Raw genomic sequence first — 17,824 nt, forward strand, 5'->3', positions numbered from 1 at the left:
ATCACTTGTTGTAGTTGATGCGCGGGGTGTCCTGCTGCGGCTGCGGCTGGACGTCCTGCTTGCCCTGCTCGATCGCGGCGGGGCCGGCCGAGGAGGGACCGGAGAGCTCGGCCTTCATCCGGGCCAGCTCCAGCTCGACGTCGGAACCGCCGGCCACCCGCTCCAGCTCGGCCTCGATGTCGTCCTTGCGGCCGAGACCGCTCGCGTCGTCGAGCGCACCGGAGGCCAGCAGCTCGTCGATCGCGCCCGCCCGGGCCTGCATCTGGGCGGTCTTGTCCTCGGCACGCTGGATCGCCAGGCCGACGTCGCCCATCTCCTCCGAGATCCCGGAGAAGGACTCGGCGATGCGGGTCTGCGCCTGGGCGGCGGTGTACGTCGCCTTGATGGTCTCCTTCTTGGTGCGGAAGGCGTCCACCTTGGCCTGAAGTCGCTGGGAGGCGAGGGTGAGCTTCTCCTCCTCGGCCTGGAGCTGCTGGTACTGCGTCTCCAGGTCGTTGATCTGCGACTGCATGTTGGCCTTGCGGGTCAGCGCCTCGCGGGCGAGGTCCTCCCGGCCGAGCGACAGCGCCTTGCGGCCCTGGTCCTCGTACTTCGCCGACTGCTGCTGGAGCTGCGTCAGCTGGAGTTCGAGCCGCTTGCGCGAGGTCGCGACATCCGCGACACCACGCCGTACCTTCTGGAGCAGCTCAAGCTGCTTCTGGTAGGAGTAGTCAAGCGTCTCACGCGGATCCTCCGCCCGATCCAAGGCCTTGTTCGCCTTGGAGCGGAAGATCAGCCCCATACGCTTCATGATTCCGTCGCTCATGGGCCTCGGGTGCCCCCTTCTCCGGCCTGCGGTCTCTATCTCGTTACCAGACACGACGAGTGTATGTGCAGCGAGCCCTTCGCCGCAGTGCACCTGCCTGCAACAAGACTGCTACAGCGACCAGTGGCGTTTCCTCCTCCCCCGGGTGGATCCGCCCCTCATCCCCCCCATCGTCCATCCGACTGATCCCCTACGGGAAGGGCCCGGGAAACCCGCTTCGGACGGCGACCTGGCGGTATCGATATGTGTTCGGTTCCGAGGGCGCCCGTGGAAGCCGCGTCGCACCCCGTACGCTGGTGGTGTGTTCCGACGCCGTTCAGATGATGCCGCCGCCTCCGCCACCGTGCTGGAGAAGCAGGACGAGACGACCCAGGCCCGCGATCCGCAGGCCAAGAAGGGCCGCCCCACCCCCAAGCGCAGTGAGGCCGAGGCCAACCGGCGTACCCGGGTGACCGTGCCCAAGGACCGCAAGGAGGCCGCCCGCCAGGGGCGCGAGCGGATGCGCGCCGAGCGCGAGAAGCAGCGCCAGGCGCTGATGAACGGCGACGAGCGCCACCTGCCGGCCCGTGACAAGGGCCCGGTGCGCAAGTTCGCCCGCGACTACGTGGACTCCCGCTGGTCGCTGGCCGAGTTCTTCCTGCCGGCCGCCGTGGTCATCCTGGTGCTCAGCATCGTCAAGGTGCCGGCGCTCCAGCTGCTCTCCACGCTGCTGTTCCTGCTGTTCTTCGTGCTGGTGATCCTGGACTTCGTCCGCCTCGGCTTCGGCCTGCGCAAGCAGCTGGCCGAGCGCTTCGCCGACCAGAACACCCGCGGCGCCGTCGCGTACGGCATCATGCGCACCCTCCAGATGCGCCGGCTGCGCCTGCCCAAGCCGCAGGTGCGGCGCGGGGAGAAGCCCTGACCGCCGAACCGGTCGGCTCCGGCTGGGCCCCGCCCTCCTGGGAGGGGCCCGGCCTCTACGCACTCCCCGGGCAGGGCGGCGCGCTGCCGGGGCAGGGCGACGGCGGCCACGACCGCCTCGCCCAGGAGCGCCGGCTGCCCTCGCGCAGCGGCTCCTTCGCGGGCGGCACCGGCGCCTGGCTGGACCGGCTCGGCGGGCTGCGCAACTTCGTCCGCCAGGAGCTCGTCGCCCGCCAGCTCGCCGAACAGCTGGCCGGCCGCAGCGGGCAGCGCGTCCTCGACATCGGCTGCGGCCAGGGCACCCAGGCCCTGCGGCTGGCCCGGGCCGGCCACTACGTCACCGGGATCGACTCGGACCCGGTCGCGCTCGGCGTCGCCCAGGGGGCGCTCGCCGAGGAGCCGCCGGAGGTCCGCGGCCGGATGCAGCTGCTCAGCGGCGACGGCCACCAGTGCGGGCGCTGGTTCGGCCCGCGCAGCTTCGACGTGGTGCTCTGCCACGGCGTCCTGATGTACCTGCCCGACCCGGACCCGATGATCGCCTCGCTGGCCCGGCTGCTGGCGCCCGGGGGGCTGCTCTCGCTGCTGGTCCGCAACCGCGACGCGCTCGCCCTGCGGCCGGCCGCCGCCGGGGACTGGCGGGCCGCCCTGCACGCCTTCGAGAGCGACCGGTACTACAACCGGCTCGGACTGGCCGCACGGGCCGACCGGCTCGCCGACCTCACCGTCACCCTCTCCGAGGTGTCCGTCCCGCTGCGGCACTGGTACGGCGTGCGGGTCTTCACCGACAGCGCCCCGGACGACGCGGCCCCGCCGGTGGACGGGCGGCAGCTGGCCCAGCTCCTGGAAGCCGAGGACCGGGCCGGCCGCACCGACCCGTACCGGCAGGTCGCCGCGCTCCTGCACGTGATCGGGGCGAAGTAGCCGCGCCGCGGCCGCTCCACCCCGTCCGCGCTACTCCTCGCCCAGGCTCATCGAGTAGACGACCCGGTCGTCCTCCAGCAGCACCGCGGTGTCCACACCGTCCTCCGCGAGCTGCTTCCAGGTCTCCCCGATCCAGGTCTCGGCGTCCCCCTGGCCGGCGAACTCCTCCTGGCCGGCGCCCGGCGTCACCGCGCTGCCGTCCGCCTTCTCGTACCGCCACGTCCAGACCATGCCGGCTCCTCCCACTGACCACGCTGCCTGTGTTGCTGCGCACCATAGCCTGCCCGGCCCGATCTTCCGTATGCCTGCTCCGGCAGGATGGACGGCATGGCGACCCGATCCGAGCCCACCCGTCCCCCGCTGCCCCGCACCCTGCTGCTCGGCGGCGCCCGCTCCGGCAAGTCCACCCGCGCCGAGCAGCTGCTCGCCGACCGTCCGGACGTCCTGTACGTGGCCACCGGCGGCACCCGCGACGGCGACGCCGAGTGGGCCCAGCGGGTCGCGCTGCACCGGGAGCGCCGGCCGGCGAGCTGGCGCACCGCCGAGACCTGCGACCTGGAGGCCGTGCTGGCCGACCCGGACGACCCGGCACCGGTGCTGGTCGACTGCCTCGCCCTGTGGCTGACCGCCGTGATGGACGAGTGCGGCGCCTGGGACGACGAGGTCTGGGCGGCCGGCGGCGAGGCCGCCGTGCAGCGCCGCTGCGAGGCGCTGGCGCGGGCCTGGGCGGCCACCGGACGGACCACCGTCGCGGTGAGCAACGAGGTCGGCATGGGCGTCGTCCCGGCCACCGCCGCGGGCCGCCGCTTCCGCGACACCCTGGGCCGGCTCAACATGGCCGTGGCGGACGCCTCGGAGCGGGTCCTGCTGGTGGTGGCCGGTCAGGTGCTGACCGTCAAGCCAGCCGTTGGCTGAACACCCGCGCCGTGTAGCCTTCCGGACGATGGACACGACCGTGGATCTCGATACGTTCTCCTCGCTCGTCGAGCGCCCCGACGAGAGCGCCCGGCGGGCCGCCGAGGAGCGCTGGCAGGCGGCCGACCGGCCGCGCGGCGGGCTCGGCCGGCTCGAGGAGCTGGGCAGCTGGCTGGCCTCCGTACAGGGGCGCTCGCCGGTGCTGCCCGTCTCCGCCCCCAAGGTGCTGCTGTTCGCCGCCGACCACGGCGTGGCGGCGCTCGGGGTCTCCCGGATGCCCGCCCGGGGCGGCACCGCGGCCCGGGTGCGGGCCGTGCTCGACGGCAGCGCGCCGGTGTCCCGGCTGGCCGCGCGCTACGGCGCCCAGGTGCGGGTCGTCGACGTCGCCGTGGACGCCGACCCGACCGACTTCCCGGACGAGGTGGTCGCCCACCGGATCCGGCGCGGCTCCGGGCGGATCGACGTCGAGGACGCGCTCACCGCCCAGGAGACCGTCCGGGCGTTCCGGGCCGGCATGGCCGTCGCCGACGAGGAGGCCGACGCCGGCACCGACCTGGTGCTGCTCGGCGACCTCGGGGTCGGCGCCACCACGGTCGCCGGCGTGCTGGTCGGCGCGCTCTGCGGGACCGACGCGGCGGCGGTGACCGGGCGCGGCTCCGGGATCGACGACCGGGTGTGGATGGTCAAGTGCGCCACCATCCGGGACTCGCTGCGGCGGGCCCGGCCGGTGCTCGGCGACCAGCTGGCCCTGCTCGGCGCCACCGGCGGCGCCGACTTCGCCGCGATCACCGGCTTCCTGCTCCAGGCGGCCGTCCGACGGCTGCCGGTGGTGCTGGACGGCGTGGTCTCGGCGGCCTGCGCGCTGGTCGCGCAGCGGATCGCCTTCCGGGCGCCGGAGTGGTGGCGCGCCGGGCAGTCCAGCGGCGAGCCTGCCCAGGCGAAGGCGTACGACCGGCTGACCCTGACGCCGCTGCAGGACCAGGGCATCACCATGGGCGAGGGCGTCGGCGCGCTGCTGGCGCTGCCGCTGCTCCAGGCCGCGGGGGACGTGCTCGCGGACGAGGCGCCGAAGCCCTTCGTGCCGGCGGCGCCGGGCGCGCCGAAGGAGCAGCCGAGGCTGCCCTCGGCGGCGGACCTGCTGCGGAAGCTGTAGCGGCGGCCCCGGCCGTCCGGAGAACGCCCCTTCGCCGGGGCGTTCTTGCTTTCCCGCCCTCTCCTACTGTCCTGCTGTCTGACTGTCCTGCTGTCTGACTGTCCTGCTGTCTGACCTTCGAGAGGAACACGCACATGACGGACCGCGGCGACCGGGCCGGCTGGGCCGAGGGCCTGCGGTTCGGGTTCGGGACGCTGTCCGTGCTGCGGGTGCGGGTGGAGCGCTGGGACCGGGCCGCGGCGGCCCGGGCGATGGTGACGGCCCCGGTGGTCGGGCTGGTGCTGGGCGCCCTGGCGGCCGTGGTCGGCGCCCTGGTGGCCTGGCGGGCGGGCGGGCCGCTCGGCGCGGTGGCCGCGGTGGGGGTGCTCGCCGGGCTGACCCGGGGTCTGCACCTGGACGGCCTGGCGGACGTCGCCGACGGGCTGGGCAGCGGGAAGCCGGCCGAGGACGCGCTGCGCATCATGAAGCAGTCCGACATCGGTCCGTTCGGCGTCCTGACCCTGGTCCTCGTCCTGCTCGCCCAGGTGGCCGCGCTGGCCGGACAGTTCGGCCACTCCCCGCTGCGCGGCGCGCTCGCGGTGCTCGCCTCGGCGACGGCCGCCCGCTGCGCGCTCGCCTGGGGCTGTCTGCGCTCGGTGCCGGCCGCCCGGCCGGGCGGGCTGGGGGCGATGGTCGCGGGCACCGTGCCGCCCGCCGGGGCCGCCGCCGCGACGGCCGCCGCCGCGCTCGCCCTGGCCGCGGCCGGACTGCTCGACGGATGGTCAGTTCTCCGCCTCCCGCTGGCCGTTGCGGTCGGCACGGGCTGCTCCTGGCTGCTGCTCCGGCGGTGCGTGCGCAGGTTCGGCGGGATCACCGGGGACGTGCTCGGTGCGATGGCCGAAACCGCCGCGACCGCCTCGCTGTTCGCCCTGGCGTTGCTCGGCTGACACCGGGCGGCGCGTGATCCCACCATGCGGACTACCATGCGTGGAGCACCGCAGCCCTGCACCGTGGCAGGTCCTGCCCGCCCGGCGCGTACCGAGGAGCCGGGGCCTCTGGTGTACGCGGCCACCCCGGCGGACGCGCGCAGCCAGGGGGCCCGGACCCGGAGGCCCGCCGGCGGACGGCCTGCGACGGCGCGGGCTGCGCCGGTGCGGCAGCCTCGCCGTGGCCGGCCGTGGACCGCGAAAGAACAGGACGCATTACGTGACTGCATTGTCTGTGAGCACCTCCTCCGCCGCCTCGCTGCGCGCGGACGCCCTGGTGGTCGGTGTCGCGAAGGGCCCGAAGGGCATCGTGCTGGCCCCCGGTGCCGAGGCCGTGAACGAGGCGTTCGAGGGCAAGCTGACCGAGGTCCTCAGCACCCTGGGCGCGACCGGCGCCGAGGGCGAGGCCGTCAAGGTCCCCTCCCCCGCCGGCCTGAAGGCCGCGCTCGTGCTCGCGGTCGGCCTGGGCGAGGCCGCCGAGGACGGTTACGCGCTGGAGACGCTGCGCCGCGCCGCCGGTGTCGCCGCCCGCACCCTGGCCGGTGCCAAGAAGGCCGCGCTGGCCCTGCCGGCCGAGTCCGCGGCGGACATCGAGGCGGTCGCGCTGGGCGGCCTGCTCGGCTCGTACGCCTTCGGCACCTACAAGGGCGACGGCAACGGCAAGGAGCCGGTCGGCGAGCTGGTCGTGCTGGCCGCCCGCAAGGGCAGCAAGGACGCCAAGGCCGCCGTGGAGCGCGCCACCGCGATCGGCGAGGAGATGAACCGGGCCCGCGACCTGGTCAACACCGCGCCGAACGACCTGAACCCGAAGAGCTTCGCCGCGCTCGCCCAGGCGGCCGGCAAGGAGCACGGCCTCAAGGTCGAGGTGCTGGACGAGAAGGCGCTGACCAAGGGCGGCTTCGGCGGCCTGATCGGCGTCGGCATCGGCTCGGCGAACCCGCCCCGCCTGGTGAAGGTGGCCTACACCCACCCGAAGGCCAAGGCCACCCTGGCGTTCGTCGGCAAGGGCATCACCTACGACTCGGGCGGCATCTCGCTGAAGCCGGCCGGCCACAACGAGACCATGAAGTGCGACATGGCCGGCGCCGCCGCCGTGTTCGCCGCCGTGGTGGCCGCCAAGCGCCTGGGCCTGGCCGTCAACGTGACCGGCTGGCTGGCGCTGGCCGAGAACATGCCGTCCGGCTCCGCCACCCGCCCCGGCGACGTGCTGCGGATGTACGGCGGCAAGACCGTCGAGGTGCTGAACACCGACGCCGAGGGCCGCCTGGTGCTGGCCGACGCGATCGTGCGGGCCGGCGAGGAGAACCCGGACGTCATCGTCGACGTGGCCACCCTGACCGGCGCCATGGTGCTGGCCCTGGGCAACCGCACCTTCGGTGTGATGTCGAACAACGACGAGCTGCGCGACGGCCTGCACGCCCTGGCCGGCGAGGTGGGCGAGCAGTCCTGGCCGATGCCGCTGCCGGCCGACCTGCGCAAGGGCATGACCGAGTCGACCATCGCCGACCTGGCCAACATGGGCGAGCGGATGGGCGGCGGCCTGGTGGCCGGCCTGTTCCTGAAGGAGTTCGTGGCCGAGGGCACCGACTGGGCGCACCTGGACATCGCCGGTCCGGCGTTCCACGAGAGCGCGCCGTACGGCTACACCCCGAAGGGCGGCACCGCGAGCGCGGTGCGCACCCTGGTCCGCTTCGCCGAGCAGCGGGCGAACGGCAAGGCCTGACCCGGACACCCCTGACCCGGGGCGTCCCCCGGTCCAGGACCCGCTGCGACGGGGCCCGGCGCGTGTGCGCCGGGCCCCGTCGGCGTTCCGGCCCGGTTACCCGCGAGTAGGCCGGAGCGCCGCGACGCACGCCTGTTCGCTGCGGGCGAAACTTTGTTCCACAGTGCGGAAGAAGCCGTGGCGGGTGGCGCGGAAGACGCCCGTCCGGCGGCTGTCAACACCGCTCTGAGCTGCGATGATGCCCTTCCGTCGGGGGCGTTCCCGCCCCGGTGACCACTCCGCGGGACACCCCTGGGGCGGACCCGGACATCAGCCACCGTGAACAAGTGCGAAGATGTATTTCCGGCACGACTGGGCGCCCCACAAAGGCTTCCGACCCACCGGACCGCGACCGGCCCGGCGACCCACCCCATGCATGGAGGACGTGACGTGGCGAACGACGCCAGCACCGTTTTCGACGTAGTCATTCTCGGAGGCGGAAGCGGCGGTTACGCCGCGGCGCTCCGCGCCGCTCAGCTGGGCCTGAGTGTTGCCCTGGTCGAGAAGGGTGAGCTGGGCGGCACCTGCCTGCACCGCGGCTGCATCCCGACCAAGGCGCTGCTGCACGCCGCGGAGATCGCGGACGAGACGAAGGAGGCCGCCGAGTTCGGCGTCCTGGCCACCTTCCAGGGCATCGACATCAACGGCGTCCACAAGTACAAGGACGACGTGATCGCCGGCCTGTACAAGGGCCTCCAGGGCCTGGTGGCCTCCCGCAAGGTCACCTTCATCCAGGGCGAGGGCAAGCTCTCCTCGCAGACCTCGGTGGACGTCAACGGCCAGCGCATCGAAGGCCGCCACATCGTCCTGGCCACCGGCTCCGTGCCGCGCTCGATCCCGGGCCTGGAGATCGACGGCAACCGCGTGATCTCCTCGGACCACGCCCTCAAGCTCGACCGCATCCCGAAGTCGGTCGTCATCCTCGGCGGCGGCGTGATCGGCGTCGAGTTCGCCTCGGTCTGGAAGTCCTTCGGCGTCGAGGTCACCATCGTCGAGGCGCTGCCGCACCTCGTCCCGCTGGAGGACGAGAACTCCTCCAAGCTGCTGGAGCGCGCGTTCCGCAAGCGCGGCATCAAGTTCGAGCTGAAGGCCCGCTTCTCGGGCGTGGAGTACACCGAGACCGGTGTCCGCGTCTCCACCGAGAACGGCAAGCAGATCGACGCCGACCTGCTGCTCGTCGCCATCGGCCGCGGCCCCGTCTCGGCCGGCCTCGGCTACGAGGAGAACGGCGTCGCGATGGACCGCGGCTACGTCCTCGTCGACGAGTACATGCGCACCAACGTGCCCACCATCTCCGCCGTCGGCGACCTCGCCCCGACCCTCCAGCTGGCCCACGTCGGCTTCGCCGAGGGCATCCTGGTCGCCGAGCGCCTGGCCGGCCTCAAGCCGGTGCCGATCGACTACGACGGTGTTCCGCGGGTGACCTACTCCAACCCCGAGGTGGCCTCCGTCGGCATCTCCGAGGCCAAGGCCGTCGAGCTGTACGGCAAGGACAAGGTCGTCACCCTGAAGTACAACCTGGCCGGCAACGGCAAGAGCAAGATCCTGAAGACCGCCGGCGAGATCAAGCTCGTCCAGGTCAAGGACGGCGCCGTGGTCGGCGTCCACATGGTCGGCGCCCGCATGGGCGAGCAGGTCGGTGAAGCCCAGCTGATCTACAACTGGGAGGCGCTCCCGGCCGAGGTCGCGCAGCTCATCCACGCGCACCCGACCCAGTCCGAGGCCCTGGGCGAGGCGCACCTGGCGCTGGCCGGCAAGCCGCTGCACGCGCACGACTGATCACGCCCCACCCCCTTTCCCGGTACTTCCCGTACGCAAGTACTTCCCGTACGCAAGACTTGATAGGAGTCGCTGAAACCATGGCGGTCTCAGTAACACTGCCCGCGCTGGGCGAGAGCGTTTCCGAGGGCACCGTCACCCGCTGGCTGAAGGCCGAGGGTGAGCGTGTCGAGGTCGACGAGCCGCTGCTGGAGGTGTCGACCGACAAGGTCGACACCGAGATCCCGGCCCCGGCCTCCGGCATCCTGGCCTCGATCAAGGTCGCCGAGGACGAGACCGTCGAGGTGGGCGCCGAGCTGGCGATCATCGACGACGGCTCGGGCGCCCCGGTCGCCGCCGCGGCCCCGGCCGTCGAGGCCGCGCCGGCCCCGGTCGCCGCTCCGGCTCCGGTCGCCGCTCCGGCCCCCGTTGCCGCCCCGGCCCCGGCCGCCGCTCCGGCCGCCGACGCCACCCCGGTGCTGCTGCCCGCCCTGGGCGAGTCGGTCACCGAGGGCACCGTCACCCGCTGGCTGAAGGCCGAGGGCGACACCGTCGAGGTCGACGAGCCGCTGCTGGAGGTGTCGACCGACAAGGTCGACACCGAGATCCCGTCGCCGGTCGCCGGCACCGTGGTGAAGATCCTGGTCGCCGAGGACGAGACCGCCGAGGTCGGCGCCCAGCTCGCGCTGATCGGTGCCGCCGGTGCCGTCGCCGCCGCCCCGGCCCCGGTCGCCGCCCCGGCTCCGGTTGCCGCTCCGGCTCCGGCCGCTCCGGCTCCCGTTGCCGCCCCGGCTCCGGTCGCTGCCCCGGCCCCCGTCGCTCCGGCCGCTCCGGTCGCCGCCCCGGCTCCGGTTGCCGCTCCCGCGCCGGTCGCCGCCCCGGCCCCCGTCGCCGCTCCGGCTCCGGTCGCCCCGGCCGCTCCGGTGGCCGACAGCGGTGACGCCTACGTCACCCCGCTGGTGCGCAAGCTCGCCGCCGAGCACGGCGTCGCGCTGTCCTCCGTCGCCGGCACCGGCGTCGGCGGCCGCATCCGCAAGCAGGACGTCATCGCCGCCGCGGAGGCCGCCAAGGCCGCTCCGGCCCCGGTCGCCGCTGCCGCCCCGGCCGCCGCGCCGAAGGCCGCCGCCGCGCCGTCCGCCCTGCGCGGTCAGACCGTCAAGATGACCCGCATGCGCAAGGTCATCGGCGACAACATGCTGAAGGCGCTGCACGAGCAGGCCCAGCTGACCAGCGTGGTCGAGGTGGACGTCACCAAGATCATGTCGCTGCGCGCCAAGGCGAAGGAGGGCTTCCTGGCCCGCGAGGGCGTCAAGCTCTCCCCGATGCCGTTCTTCGTCAAGGCCGCCGCCCAGGCGCTGAAGGTCCACGCGGTCGTCAACGCCCGGATCAACGACGCCGAGGGCACGGTCACCTACTTCGACACCGAGAACATCGGTATCGCGGTGGACTCCGAGAAGGGCCTGATGACCCCGGTCATCAAGGGCGCGGGCGACCTCAACATCGCCGGCATCTCGAAGAAGACCGCCGAGCTGGCCAGCAAGGTCCGCGACAGCAAGATCACCCCGGACGAGCTGTCCGGCGCCACCTTCACCATCAGCAACACCGGCTCGCGCGGTGCGCTGTTCGACACCGTGATCGTGCCGCCGAACCAGGTCGCCATCCTGGGCATCGGCGCCACCGTCAAGCGCCCGGTCGTCATCGAGGCCGACGGCGGCACCGCCATCGGCATCCGCGACATGACCTACCTGTCGCTCTCCTACGACCACCGCCTGGTGGACGGCGCCGACGCCGCCCGCTACCTGGTCGCGGTCAAGGAGATCCTGGAGGCCGGCGAGTTCGAGGTCGAGCTCGGCCTCTGACCCCACCAGGTCCCCGCGGCACCCCGCGTACGGAACCCCGCGTCGTCCCCGGACGGCGCGGGGTTCCGCCGTTCCCGGCCCCCGGGCACACCGGGCACGGGCCCGTGTCGAGTCGTGGCATGCGCGGAGGCGGCCGAACGGGGATGCTTGAGCGGTGATGGACGAGACGGACTTCTGGCAGATCATCGACGACACCCGGGACGCCGCCGACGGCGACCCCGACGAACAGGCCGACCTCCTGGTGGAACGGCTCCTCCAGCTGACCCCGGACGACGTGATCGACTTCGCCCGGCTGTTCCAGGCGCGGTTCCGGCGCGCCTACCGCAACGACCTGTGGGGCGCGGCATACCTGCTGCTCGACGGCGCCTCGGACGACTCCTTCGACTACTTCCGCTTCTGGCTGATCGGCCAGGGCCGCGAGGTCTTCGAGGGCGGACTGGCCGAACCGGACGACCTGGCGGACCTGTTGCCGGAGTTCGACGAGGAGGAGGACGGCGACGCCGAGGACCTCGGCTACGCCGCCGACGAGGCGTACGAGCGGCTGACCGGGCTGCCGCTGCCCGAGGTGGGCGGGCGGCAGGCCGAGCAGCCGTCCGGGCCGGCGCTGGACTTCGACGACCCGGACGTGATGGCCAAGCGCTACCCCAAGCTCTGGGAGCGGTACGGGGATTAGGGCGGACCGGACGGGCCGGCGGACCGGCCCTCGCGGTTTCGTCAGGTGCTGCTGCCGGAGGAGCTGTCCTGCTGGATGCCGTTGAGGATCTGGTCCAGCGCCGAGAAGTCCGGCGCGGCCGGGCTGTCGTCCACGCCGCCCTCCATGACCACGTAGCCGCCGCCCTTGGCCGGGAGGGCGGCCAGCAGGACGTAGCCCTGGGTGCCGTCCGTGGTGCGGATGTGCCAGCGGGTGGCGTAGCCGAGCACCCCGGCCACCCTGACGTACCCGGATCCCGCGTCGGTGTGCGAGCTGACCCCGGAGAAGATCTGCCCGGCGTAGACGGGGATCTGGGCGTCGGCGGCCGCCTTGGGGGTGGTGCCCTGGACGGTGTCCTTCTCGACCGAGAACTGGCCGCGGATGCAGGAGCTGCCGTCCGGGCAGCTGTAGCGGCCGGTGCCGAGGTAGACCGTCGAGTGCGGCGGGTTGGTGGACACGTCCCAGCCGTCGAAGACCGGCACGGTGATCGCGTGCTGCGGGTCGGGGACGGTGCTCTTGACCACCGGCAGGGGCTTGGGCTTGGGGGTGGGCGTGGGCACGGTGGGGCTGGGGCTCGACGTGGGGCTGCCGCTCTGGGTCACGGTGACCGTGGGGTCCGGGGTCGGGTCCGCCCTCCGGTCGCCGCCGCCGCTGAACGCGATGCCGGCGACGATCCCGCCCACGGCCAGCACGGCGACCGCGATGCCGATGACCAGGCCGGTCTGCGGCCTGGCCTTGGCCGCCGGGGGCGGCGGGTAGCCCGGGCCCGGGTAGCCGTAGCCGGGGCCCTGGCCGGGGTAGGCGCCCTGGGCCGGGTAGCCGCCTTGGGCCTGGCCCTGGGCCTGGTAGGCGTCCTGGCCCGGGTAGCCGTGGGGCGGGAGCTGGTGGGCGTCCTGGCCCGGGTAGCCGTAGGCCGGGGCCTGGTGGGCGTCCTGGCCCGGGTAGCCGTAGGGCGCCGCCGGGCCGCCGGGGTAGCCGTAGCCGGGCCGCTGGTCGGACGGCGGCCGGGTCTGGGTGGGGGCGTCGGCGAGCCCGCCCGCGACGCCGTCCTGGAGCGGTCGGACCTCGCTGCTCCAGGCGTTGCCGTCCCACCAGCGCTCGTGACCGGGGGTGCCGTCCGCACCCGGGACCGGGTACCACCCGGGAGGCGTCGAGTTGCTCACGGGCGTACGGTACCCGGCGCGGCGGCGGTCCAGACAGCGCGGGACCGTCACGACTCGGCACCGGCCCGGAACGCCGAACATCCGCTCGCGGCAAGCCTGTTCGGATCTTCGGCGCGGGCCCGGGCGGGCTCGGCGGGGTGCCGTCCGGTGCTCAGTCGGCCAGGCGGCGGGCCATCCAGACGTCGTCCACGTACCGGCCGTCGATGAGGAACTCCTCGGCCAGCGAGCCCTCGACGACGAAGCCGCAGCTCTCGTAGAGCCGACGGGCCGGGGCGTTCCAGCCGAGCACCCGCAGGGTCAGCTTGCGGGCGCCTTCGGCCCGGGCCGCGGCGCAGGCCGCCTCGACCAGCCGGCGGCCGATGCCCCGGCCGCGGACGGTGTCGTCGACGGCCAGGCCCTGGATCTGCCGGACGTGCCGGTTGCTCGCCAGCGGGGTGGCCGGGACCTGACGGATGTAGCCGACGATCCGGCCGTCCAGCACGGCCAGCAGGTACTGCTCGGCCGGGTGCCGCTCGTCGAAGACCGGGTCCTCGACGGGCGGTCGCGGGGAGACGTCGGACAGGACGGACCAGGCGGCGTGGTTGAGGACGGCGAGTTCGCGCTCGTCCTCGCTCCGCGCCGTACGGATGATCAGATCGTCGTCAGGCATGCGCGTCATGCTAACGGGACGCATGCGAAGGTGACGGGCGGTCGGGAACACCGCGGGAGCGGGCGGGAGCTGCGAGGATGGGCGCATGCGCATCGCTGTCACGGGTTCCACGGGTTTGATCGGTTCGGCGCTCGTCCGCTCCCTGTTGGCGGACGGCCACGAGGTGGTCCGGCTGGTCCGGCACCGCTCGAAGACCGGCCCCCGGCCGGACGGCAGCACGGCGATCGGCTGGAACCCGCTGCTCGGCGAGGTCGAGCGGGACGGGCTGACCGGAGTCCAGGCCGTGGTGCACCTGGCCGGCGCCGGGGTCGGCGACCGCCGCTGGACGGACTCCTACAAGCGGGAGATCCGGGAGAGCCGGGCGTACGGCACCGAGACGCTGGCCGTCGCCCTGGCCGCGCTCAAGGAGCCGCCGCAGGTCCTGGTGAGCGCCTCCGCGGTCGGCTGGTACGGACAGACCGGCGACCGGGTGATCGACGAGGACTCCCCCGCCGGGGACGACTTCCTGGCCGAGGTCTGCCGGGAGTGGGAGGACGCCGCCAGGCCGGCCGAACGGGCCGGGATCCGGGTCGTCCACCCCCGCACCGGGATGGTGCTGTCCGCGGCCGGCGGGGCGGGCGGACGGCTCTTCCCGCTGTTCAAGCTGGGCCTCGGCGGGCGGCTCGGCAACGGGCGGCAGTACTGGAGCTTCATCTCGCTGCACGACGAGGTGGCCGCGCTGCGGTTCCTGATCGACCACGACGGCCTCTCCGGCGCCTTCAACCTCACCGCGCCGAACCCGGCCACCAACGCCGAGCTGACCACCGCGCTCGGGCGGGCGCTGCGGCGGCCGACGCCGTTCCCGGTGCCGGAGGCGGTGCTCAAGGCGGTGCTGGGCGAGCTGGCGGTCGAGGTGGTCGGCAGCCATCGGGTGGTGCCGCGGCGGCTGCTGGACGCGGGCTTCCGCTTCACCCACCCGGACGTGTACTCGGCGGTGCTCGCGGCGATGTGACGGGCCGGCGTGCGTGCGGCGGTGCTCGCGGCGATGTGACCAGTGGGCGTGCGCGCGGGGGCGCGACGCCTGGGCGTGCGCGCGGCGGTGTGACGGATGGGTGCGCGCGCGGGCATGTGACGCGTGGGTGTGCGCGCGGGGTGTGCGGAGCCGTGCGTACTCCGACCGCGGCATCCACCCTGGCCAGCGGCATATGCCGGGCCGGGCCCGAGGGGGCCCGAGGAGGGGGCGCACGGGAGCACATGGTGGGCGCGTCGCACGCCCCCGGTGACCGTACGCGCCCGCCGACCCCCGAACCCGGCCGCCACGGCGCACTGTCCGTGACCGCGCCCCCGCCCGGTGCCGCACAACCCTCCCCGGCCCTCGGATCCGGCCCGATGCGCTTGTCTGATGCTCGTACTGACTGGGCATCACCCTCCACGGACCGTGTCCCGGCACCCCGCTGCCTGCGTCGGCCGGAGCCCCGGGACCAGGGAGGGAGCACCCCAGTGCCCACGTACGACTTCACCCGCCGCGCCCGCCGGCCGTCCGACCCGGACGTCGTCGTGGTCGGCGCCGGACTCGCGGGCCTGGCCGCCGCCCGCGCGCTCACCGGCCACGGCCTCGACGTCCAGGTCCTGGAGACCACCGACCGGATCGGCGGCCGGATGGCCACCCGCGAACAGGACGGATTCCGGCTCGACGACGGCAGTCACCTGCTGAACACCGCCTTCCCCGAGCTGCGCCGCACGCTCGACCTCGACCGCCTCGACCTGCGCCCGCTCGCGCCCGGCGTGCTGGTGCACAGCGCCGGCCGCCGGTACCGCGCCGGGGACCCCCAGCTCGCCGTCGCCCGGCAGGCCGCCGCCCGGGCCCCGCTCGGCAGCCCGCTGGACAAGGCCCGGCTGGCCGGCCGGCTCGGCCGGCTCGCCACCACCCCGGTCGGCCGGCTCCAGGCCCGCCCGGAGACCACCGCCGCCCGCGCACTGGCCGGCCACGGCCTCGCCCAGCGCACCGTGGACGGCTTCCTGCGCCCGCTGCTCAGCGCGCTGCTCTCCGATCCGGCCCTCGGCACCAGCAGCCGGATCGCCGACCTGGTGCTGCGCTCGTACGCGCGCGGGCGGCTCTGTCTGCCCGCCGGTGGGATCGCAGCGGTACCGGCCCAGCTGGCCGCCGCCCTGCCCGCCGGAACCGTCCGCACCCGGGTGCAGGTCACCTCGATCGCCGCGGACGGCGTCGAGACCCTCGCGCACGGGCGGATCGGCGCCCAGGCCGTCATCGTCGCCACCGACGCCCGCTCCGCCACCGGACTGCTGCCCGGGCTGCGGCTGCCGGACTTCCACCCCGTCACGACCTTCTACCACGCGGCCGACACCGCCCCGCTGGGCGAGGCCGTCCTGCTGCTCGACGGCGACCGGCCGAACGGGCACCCGCCACTGGTCTCGCACTCGCTGGTGCTCAGCGAGCTGCACCCGTCCTACGCCCCGACCGGCCAGGCGCTGATCGCCACCACCGTGCTCGGGCGGCGCGCCTTCGACGTGGGCGGCCCGGCCGGGCTGGAGCCGGCCGTCCGGGCCCGGCTGACCGAGCTGTACGACGTCCCGACCTCGGGCTGGCAGTTCCTCGGCGTACGGCACGTCCCGGACGCGCTGCCCGCGATGCCGCCGCCGCACAACCCCCGCCGCCCGGTGCGGCTGCTGGCCGGGCTGTACGTCGCCGGGGACCACCGGGACACCAGCACCGTGCAGGGCGCGCTGGTCTCCGGGCGGCGGGCGGCGCAGGCGGTCCTGGGCGACCTCGGCGTCCCGGCGGACGCCCGGGAGGCGGAGGCGGCGGCCTGACGGCGGAACGGGTGGCCGTCGGGGCGGTCCGAGCGGCGGGGCGGCAGGGGCGGCCGTTGCCACCACCGGAGCGCATCGGGGCACCGGGACACACCAGCGGTCTGCCGGGGTGACAGACCGACGGCGTGCCAGGATGCCGGGGTGCCTGCTCTGACCGTTCATCGGATGGTTTCGACCGTTCGGCCGGTTGCGCGGTGAGCGCCGCCGCCCAGCCGCTGACCCTGATCCTGATCCCCGCCGCAGCCGTGGCCGCCCCGCTGCTCGCCGACCGGCTGCTGCGGTGGATCGCCGTCCCGACCGTCGTGTTCGAGATCGTGCTCGGCGTCCTGATCGGCCCGGACGTCCTGGGCTGGGCGCACGTCGACGGCCTGGTCGACGCGCTCTCCCAGTTCGGCCTGGCCATGCTGATGTTCCTGGCCGGCTACGAGATCGACTTCGCCAAGCTGCGCGGCGGCCCGCTGAAACGGGCGGGCACCGCGTGGCTGGTCTCGGTGGCCGTCGGGCTCGGCGTGGGCGCGCTGGTCAACCGGGACCCGCTGGACGGCGCCTTCGCCGGGCTGGTGCTCACCACCACGGCGCTCGGCACCATCCTGCCGATCCTCCGCGACTCCGGTGAACTGCCCACGCCCTTCGGCTCCCTGGTGATGGCCACCGGGGCGGTCGGCGAGTTCGGGCCGATCATCGCGATCGCCGCCCTGCTCAGCGGCAACTCCCCGGCCCGCACGGCGGTCATCCTCGGGGCCTTCGCGGTGATCACCGCGCTCGCCGTGTTCGGCGCGCGCCGGCCCCGCCCGGCCTGGACCACCCGGCTGATCGAACGGACCCTGCGCACCTCCGGGCAGTTCGCGATCCGCGCGGTGATCCTGGTGCTGGCCGCCATGGTCGCCGCCGCGCTCTGGCTGGACCTCGACATGCTGCTCGGGGCCTTCGTCGCCGGGATCGTCTCCCGGCTGCTGCTGGCCGGCGTCCGGCAGGCCGAGGAGGAGGTGATCGAGGCCAAGCTGGAGGGCATCGGCTTCGGCTTCCTGGTGCCGGTGTTCTTCGTGGTCAGCGGGATGAACTTCGACCTGGACGCCCTGCTGGACGACCCGGGCACGCTGCTGCTGGTCCCGGTGTTCCTGTTGCTCTTCCTGGCCGTGCGGGGGCTGCCCGCCGCACTGCTCGCCCCGGCCGGGCTCGGCCTGCGCGACCGCGCGGCGCTCGCGCTGTACGGGGCGACGGCGCTGCCGCTGGTCGTGGTGATCACCACCATCGAGGTGGACGCCGGACACCTGCCGTCCTCCACCGCGGCGGCGCTGGTCGGCGCCGGGATGCTGTCGGTGCTGGTGTTCCCGCTGGCGGCGCAGCGGGTGCGCGGCGGCGCGCGGCCGCCGGTGGCGGCCGACGCGGATCAGCCGAGGGTCCGGGCCGAGAGCTGGTAGGCCCGGGCCTCCGTACGCCGGGTGCGTGAGGCCCGTCCCCACGCACTCCGC

15 protein-coding genes and 1 pseudogene are annotated in these 17,824 nt (G+C 74.2%); 12 read left to right on the forward strand and 4 right to left on the reverse strand.

Annotation, left to right across the window (positions count from 1 at the left end):
* Position 1: 1 nt before the first annotated feature.
* The gene (locus tag ACFVU7_RS01450; protein ID WP_074000884.1) at positions 2 to 805 is read right to left on the reverse strand and encodes a PspA/IM30 family protein; all 804 of its coding nucleotides are present in this window, start codon (positions 803 to 805) and stop codon (positions 2 to 4) included.
* A 301-nt stretch (positions 806 to 1,106) separates the two neighbouring features.
* On the opposite strand from ACFVU7_RS01450, the gene ACFVU7_RS01455 reads away from it, so the two are divergent.
* The gene (locus tag ACFVU7_RS01455) at positions 1,107 to 1,706 is read left to right on the forward strand and encodes a DUF3043 domain-containing protein (protein ID WP_241852715.1); all 600 of its coding nucleotides are present in this window, start codon (positions 1,107 to 1,109) and stop codon (positions 1,704 to 1,706) included.
* A gap of 179 nt (positions 1,707 to 1,885) precedes the next feature.
* Positions 1,886 to 2,626, forward strand: a complete 741-nt coding sequence (locus ACFVU7_RS01460; protein WP_181970803.1) for a class I SAM-dependent methyltransferase — start codon at positions 1,886 to 1,888, stop codon at positions 2,624 to 2,626.
* Positions 2,627 to 2,656: 30 nt separating this feature from the next.
* On the opposite strand, the gene ACFVU7_RS01465 is transcribed toward ACFVU7_RS01460, so the two are convergent.
* On the reverse strand, positions 2,657 to 2,857 hold the full coding sequence (locus ACFVU7_RS01465) for a hypothetical protein (protein WP_049651853.1): 201 nt from the start codon (positions 2,855 to 2,857) through the stop codon (positions 2,657 to 2,659).
* A gap of 123 nt (positions 2,858 to 2,980) precedes the next feature.
* Here ACFVU7_RS01465 and cobU point away from each other — a divergent pair.
* From cobU to ACFVU7_RS01500, 7 genes and pseudogenes are all read left to right on the forward strand, one after another.
* Positions 2,981 to 3,541 (forward strand): annotated as a pseudogene (gene cobU, locus ACFVU7_RS01470) (bifunctional adenosylcobinamide kinase/adenosylcobinamide-phosphate guanylyltransferase); the annotation flags it as partial.
* 28 nt (positions 3,542 to 3,569) lie between these two features.
* A complete protein-coding gene (locus tag ACFVU7_RS01475; RefSeq protein ID WP_049651854.1) occupies positions 3,570 to 4,694 on the forward strand; it encodes a nicotinate-nucleotide--dimethylbenzimidazole phosphoribosyltransferase in 1,125 nt (374 codons plus the stop codon).
* Positions 4,695 to 4,828: 134 nt separating this feature from the next.
* Positions 4,829 to 5,620 carry an adenosylcobinamide-GDP ribazoletransferase gene (locus ACFVU7_RS01480; protein ID WP_388043687.1) on the forward strand — a complete coding sequence of 264 codons (792 nt, stop codon included), beginning with the start codon at positions 4,829 to 4,831 and terminating at the stop codon, positions 5,618 to 5,620.
* Positions 5,621 to 5,879: 259 nt separating this feature from the next.
* Entirely contained in the window at positions 5,880 to 7,382 is a 1,503-nt protein-coding gene (locus ACFVU7_RS01485) for a leucyl aminopeptidase (RefSeq protein ID WP_380737814.1), read from the forward strand.
* A 411-nt stretch (positions 7,383 to 7,793) separates the two neighbouring features.
* On the forward strand, positions 7,794 to 9,200 hold the full coding sequence (lpdA, locus tag ACFVU7_RS01490; protein ID WP_107086631.1) for a dihydrolipoyl dehydrogenase: 1,407 nt from the start codon (positions 7,794 to 7,796) through the stop codon (positions 9,198 to 9,200).
* 80 nt (positions 9,201 to 9,280) lie between these two features.
* A complete protein-coding gene (sucB, locus tag ACFVU7_RS01495) occupies positions 9,281 to 11,038 on the forward strand; it encodes a 2-oxoglutarate dehydrogenase, E2 component, dihydrolipoamide succinyltransferase (RefSeq protein ID WP_388043688.1) in 1,758 nt (585 codons plus the stop codon).
* A 157-nt stretch (positions 11,039 to 11,195) separates the two neighbouring features.
* The gene (locus tag ACFVU7_RS01500) at positions 11,196 to 11,711 is read left to right on the forward strand and encodes a DUF4240 domain-containing protein (protein ID WP_049658975.1); all 516 of its coding nucleotides are present in this window, start codon (positions 11,196 to 11,198) and stop codon (positions 11,709 to 11,711) included.
* A 41-nt stretch (positions 11,712 to 11,752) separates the two neighbouring features.
* On the opposite strand, the gene ACFVU7_RS01505 is transcribed toward ACFVU7_RS01500, so the two are convergent.
* The gene (locus ACFVU7_RS01505; RefSeq protein WP_388043690.1) at positions 11,753 to 12,892 is read right to left on the reverse strand and encodes a DUF2510 domain-containing protein; all 1,140 of its coding nucleotides are present in this window, start codon (positions 12,890 to 12,892) and stop codon (positions 11,753 to 11,755) included.
* 151 nt (positions 12,893 to 13,043) lie between these two features.
* A complete protein-coding gene (locus tag ACFVU7_RS01510; protein ID WP_380737820.1) occupies positions 13,044 to 13,550 on the reverse strand; it encodes a GNAT family N-acetyltransferase in 507 nt (168 codons plus the stop codon).
* A gap of 76 nt (positions 13,551 to 13,626) precedes the next feature.
* Here ACFVU7_RS01510 and ACFVU7_RS01515 point away from each other — a divergent pair, with 76 nt between their 5' ends.
* The 3 genes from ACFVU7_RS01515 to ACFVU7_RS01525 all read left to right on the forward strand — a co-directional run bounded on the left by ACFVU7_RS01515 (position 13,627) and on the right by ACFVU7_RS01525 (position 17,773).
* The gene (locus ACFVU7_RS01515; protein ID WP_074000879.1) at positions 13,627 to 14,532 is read left to right on the forward strand and encodes a TIGR01777 family oxidoreductase; all 906 of its coding nucleotides are present in this window, start codon (positions 13,627 to 13,629) and stop codon (positions 14,530 to 14,532) included.
* 488 nt (positions 14,533 to 15,020) lie between these two features.
* Positions 15,021 to 16,352, forward strand: a complete 1,332-nt coding sequence (locus ACFVU7_RS01520) for an FAD-dependent oxidoreductase (RefSeq protein ID WP_388043692.1) — start codon at positions 15,021 to 15,023, stop codon at positions 16,350 to 16,352.
* Between the two features lie 194 nt (positions 16,353 to 16,546).
* Entirely contained in the window at positions 16,547 to 17,773 is a 1,227-nt protein-coding gene (locus tag ACFVU7_RS01525) for a cation:proton antiporter (protein WP_049659880.1), read from the forward strand.
* Positions 17,774 to 17,824: the final 51 nt, after the last annotated feature.

It is taken from the genome of Kitasatospora sp. NPDC058046 (assembly GCF_042885595.1).
Classification (GTDB): Bacteria; Actinomycetota; Actinomycetes; order Streptomycetales; family Streptomycetaceae; genus Kitasatospora.

Coding starts and splice junctions, on each gene's coding strand:
- ACFVU7_RS01465 (WP_049651853.1), bottom strand. CDS start 2,857: ATGGTCTGGACGTGGCGGTACGAGAAGGCGGACGGCAGCGCGGTGACG.
- ACFVU7_RS01475 (WP_049651854.1), top strand. CDS start 3,570: ATGGACACGACCGTGGATCTCGATACGTTCTCCTCGCTCGTCGAGCGC.
- sucB (WP_388043688.1), top strand. CDS start 9,281: ATGGCGGTCTCAGTAACACTGCCCGCGCTGGGCGAGAGCGTTTCCGAG.
- ACFVU7_RS01450 (WP_074000884.1), bottom strand. CDS start 805: ATGAGCGACGGAATCATGAAGCGTATGGGGCTGATCTTCCGCTCCAAG.
- ACFVU7_RS01500 (WP_049658975.1), top strand. CDS start 11,196: ATGGACGAGACGGACTTCTGGCAGATCATCGACGACACCCGGGACGCC.
- ACFVU7_RS01515 (WP_074000879.1), top strand. CDS start 13,627: ATGCGCATCGCTGTCACGGGTTCCACGGGTTTGATCGGTTCGGCGCTC.
- ACFVU7_RS01510 (WP_380737820.1), bottom strand. CDS start 13,550: ATGACGCGCATGCCTGACGACGATCTGATCATCCGTACGGCGCGGAGC.
- lpdA (WP_107086631.1), top strand. CDS start 7,794: ATGCATGGAGGACGTGACGTGGCGAACGACGCCAGCACCGTTTTCGAC.
- ACFVU7_RS01480 (WP_388043687.1), top strand. CDS start 4,829: ATGACGGACCGCGGCGACCGGGCCGGCTGGGCCGAGGGCCTGCGGTTC.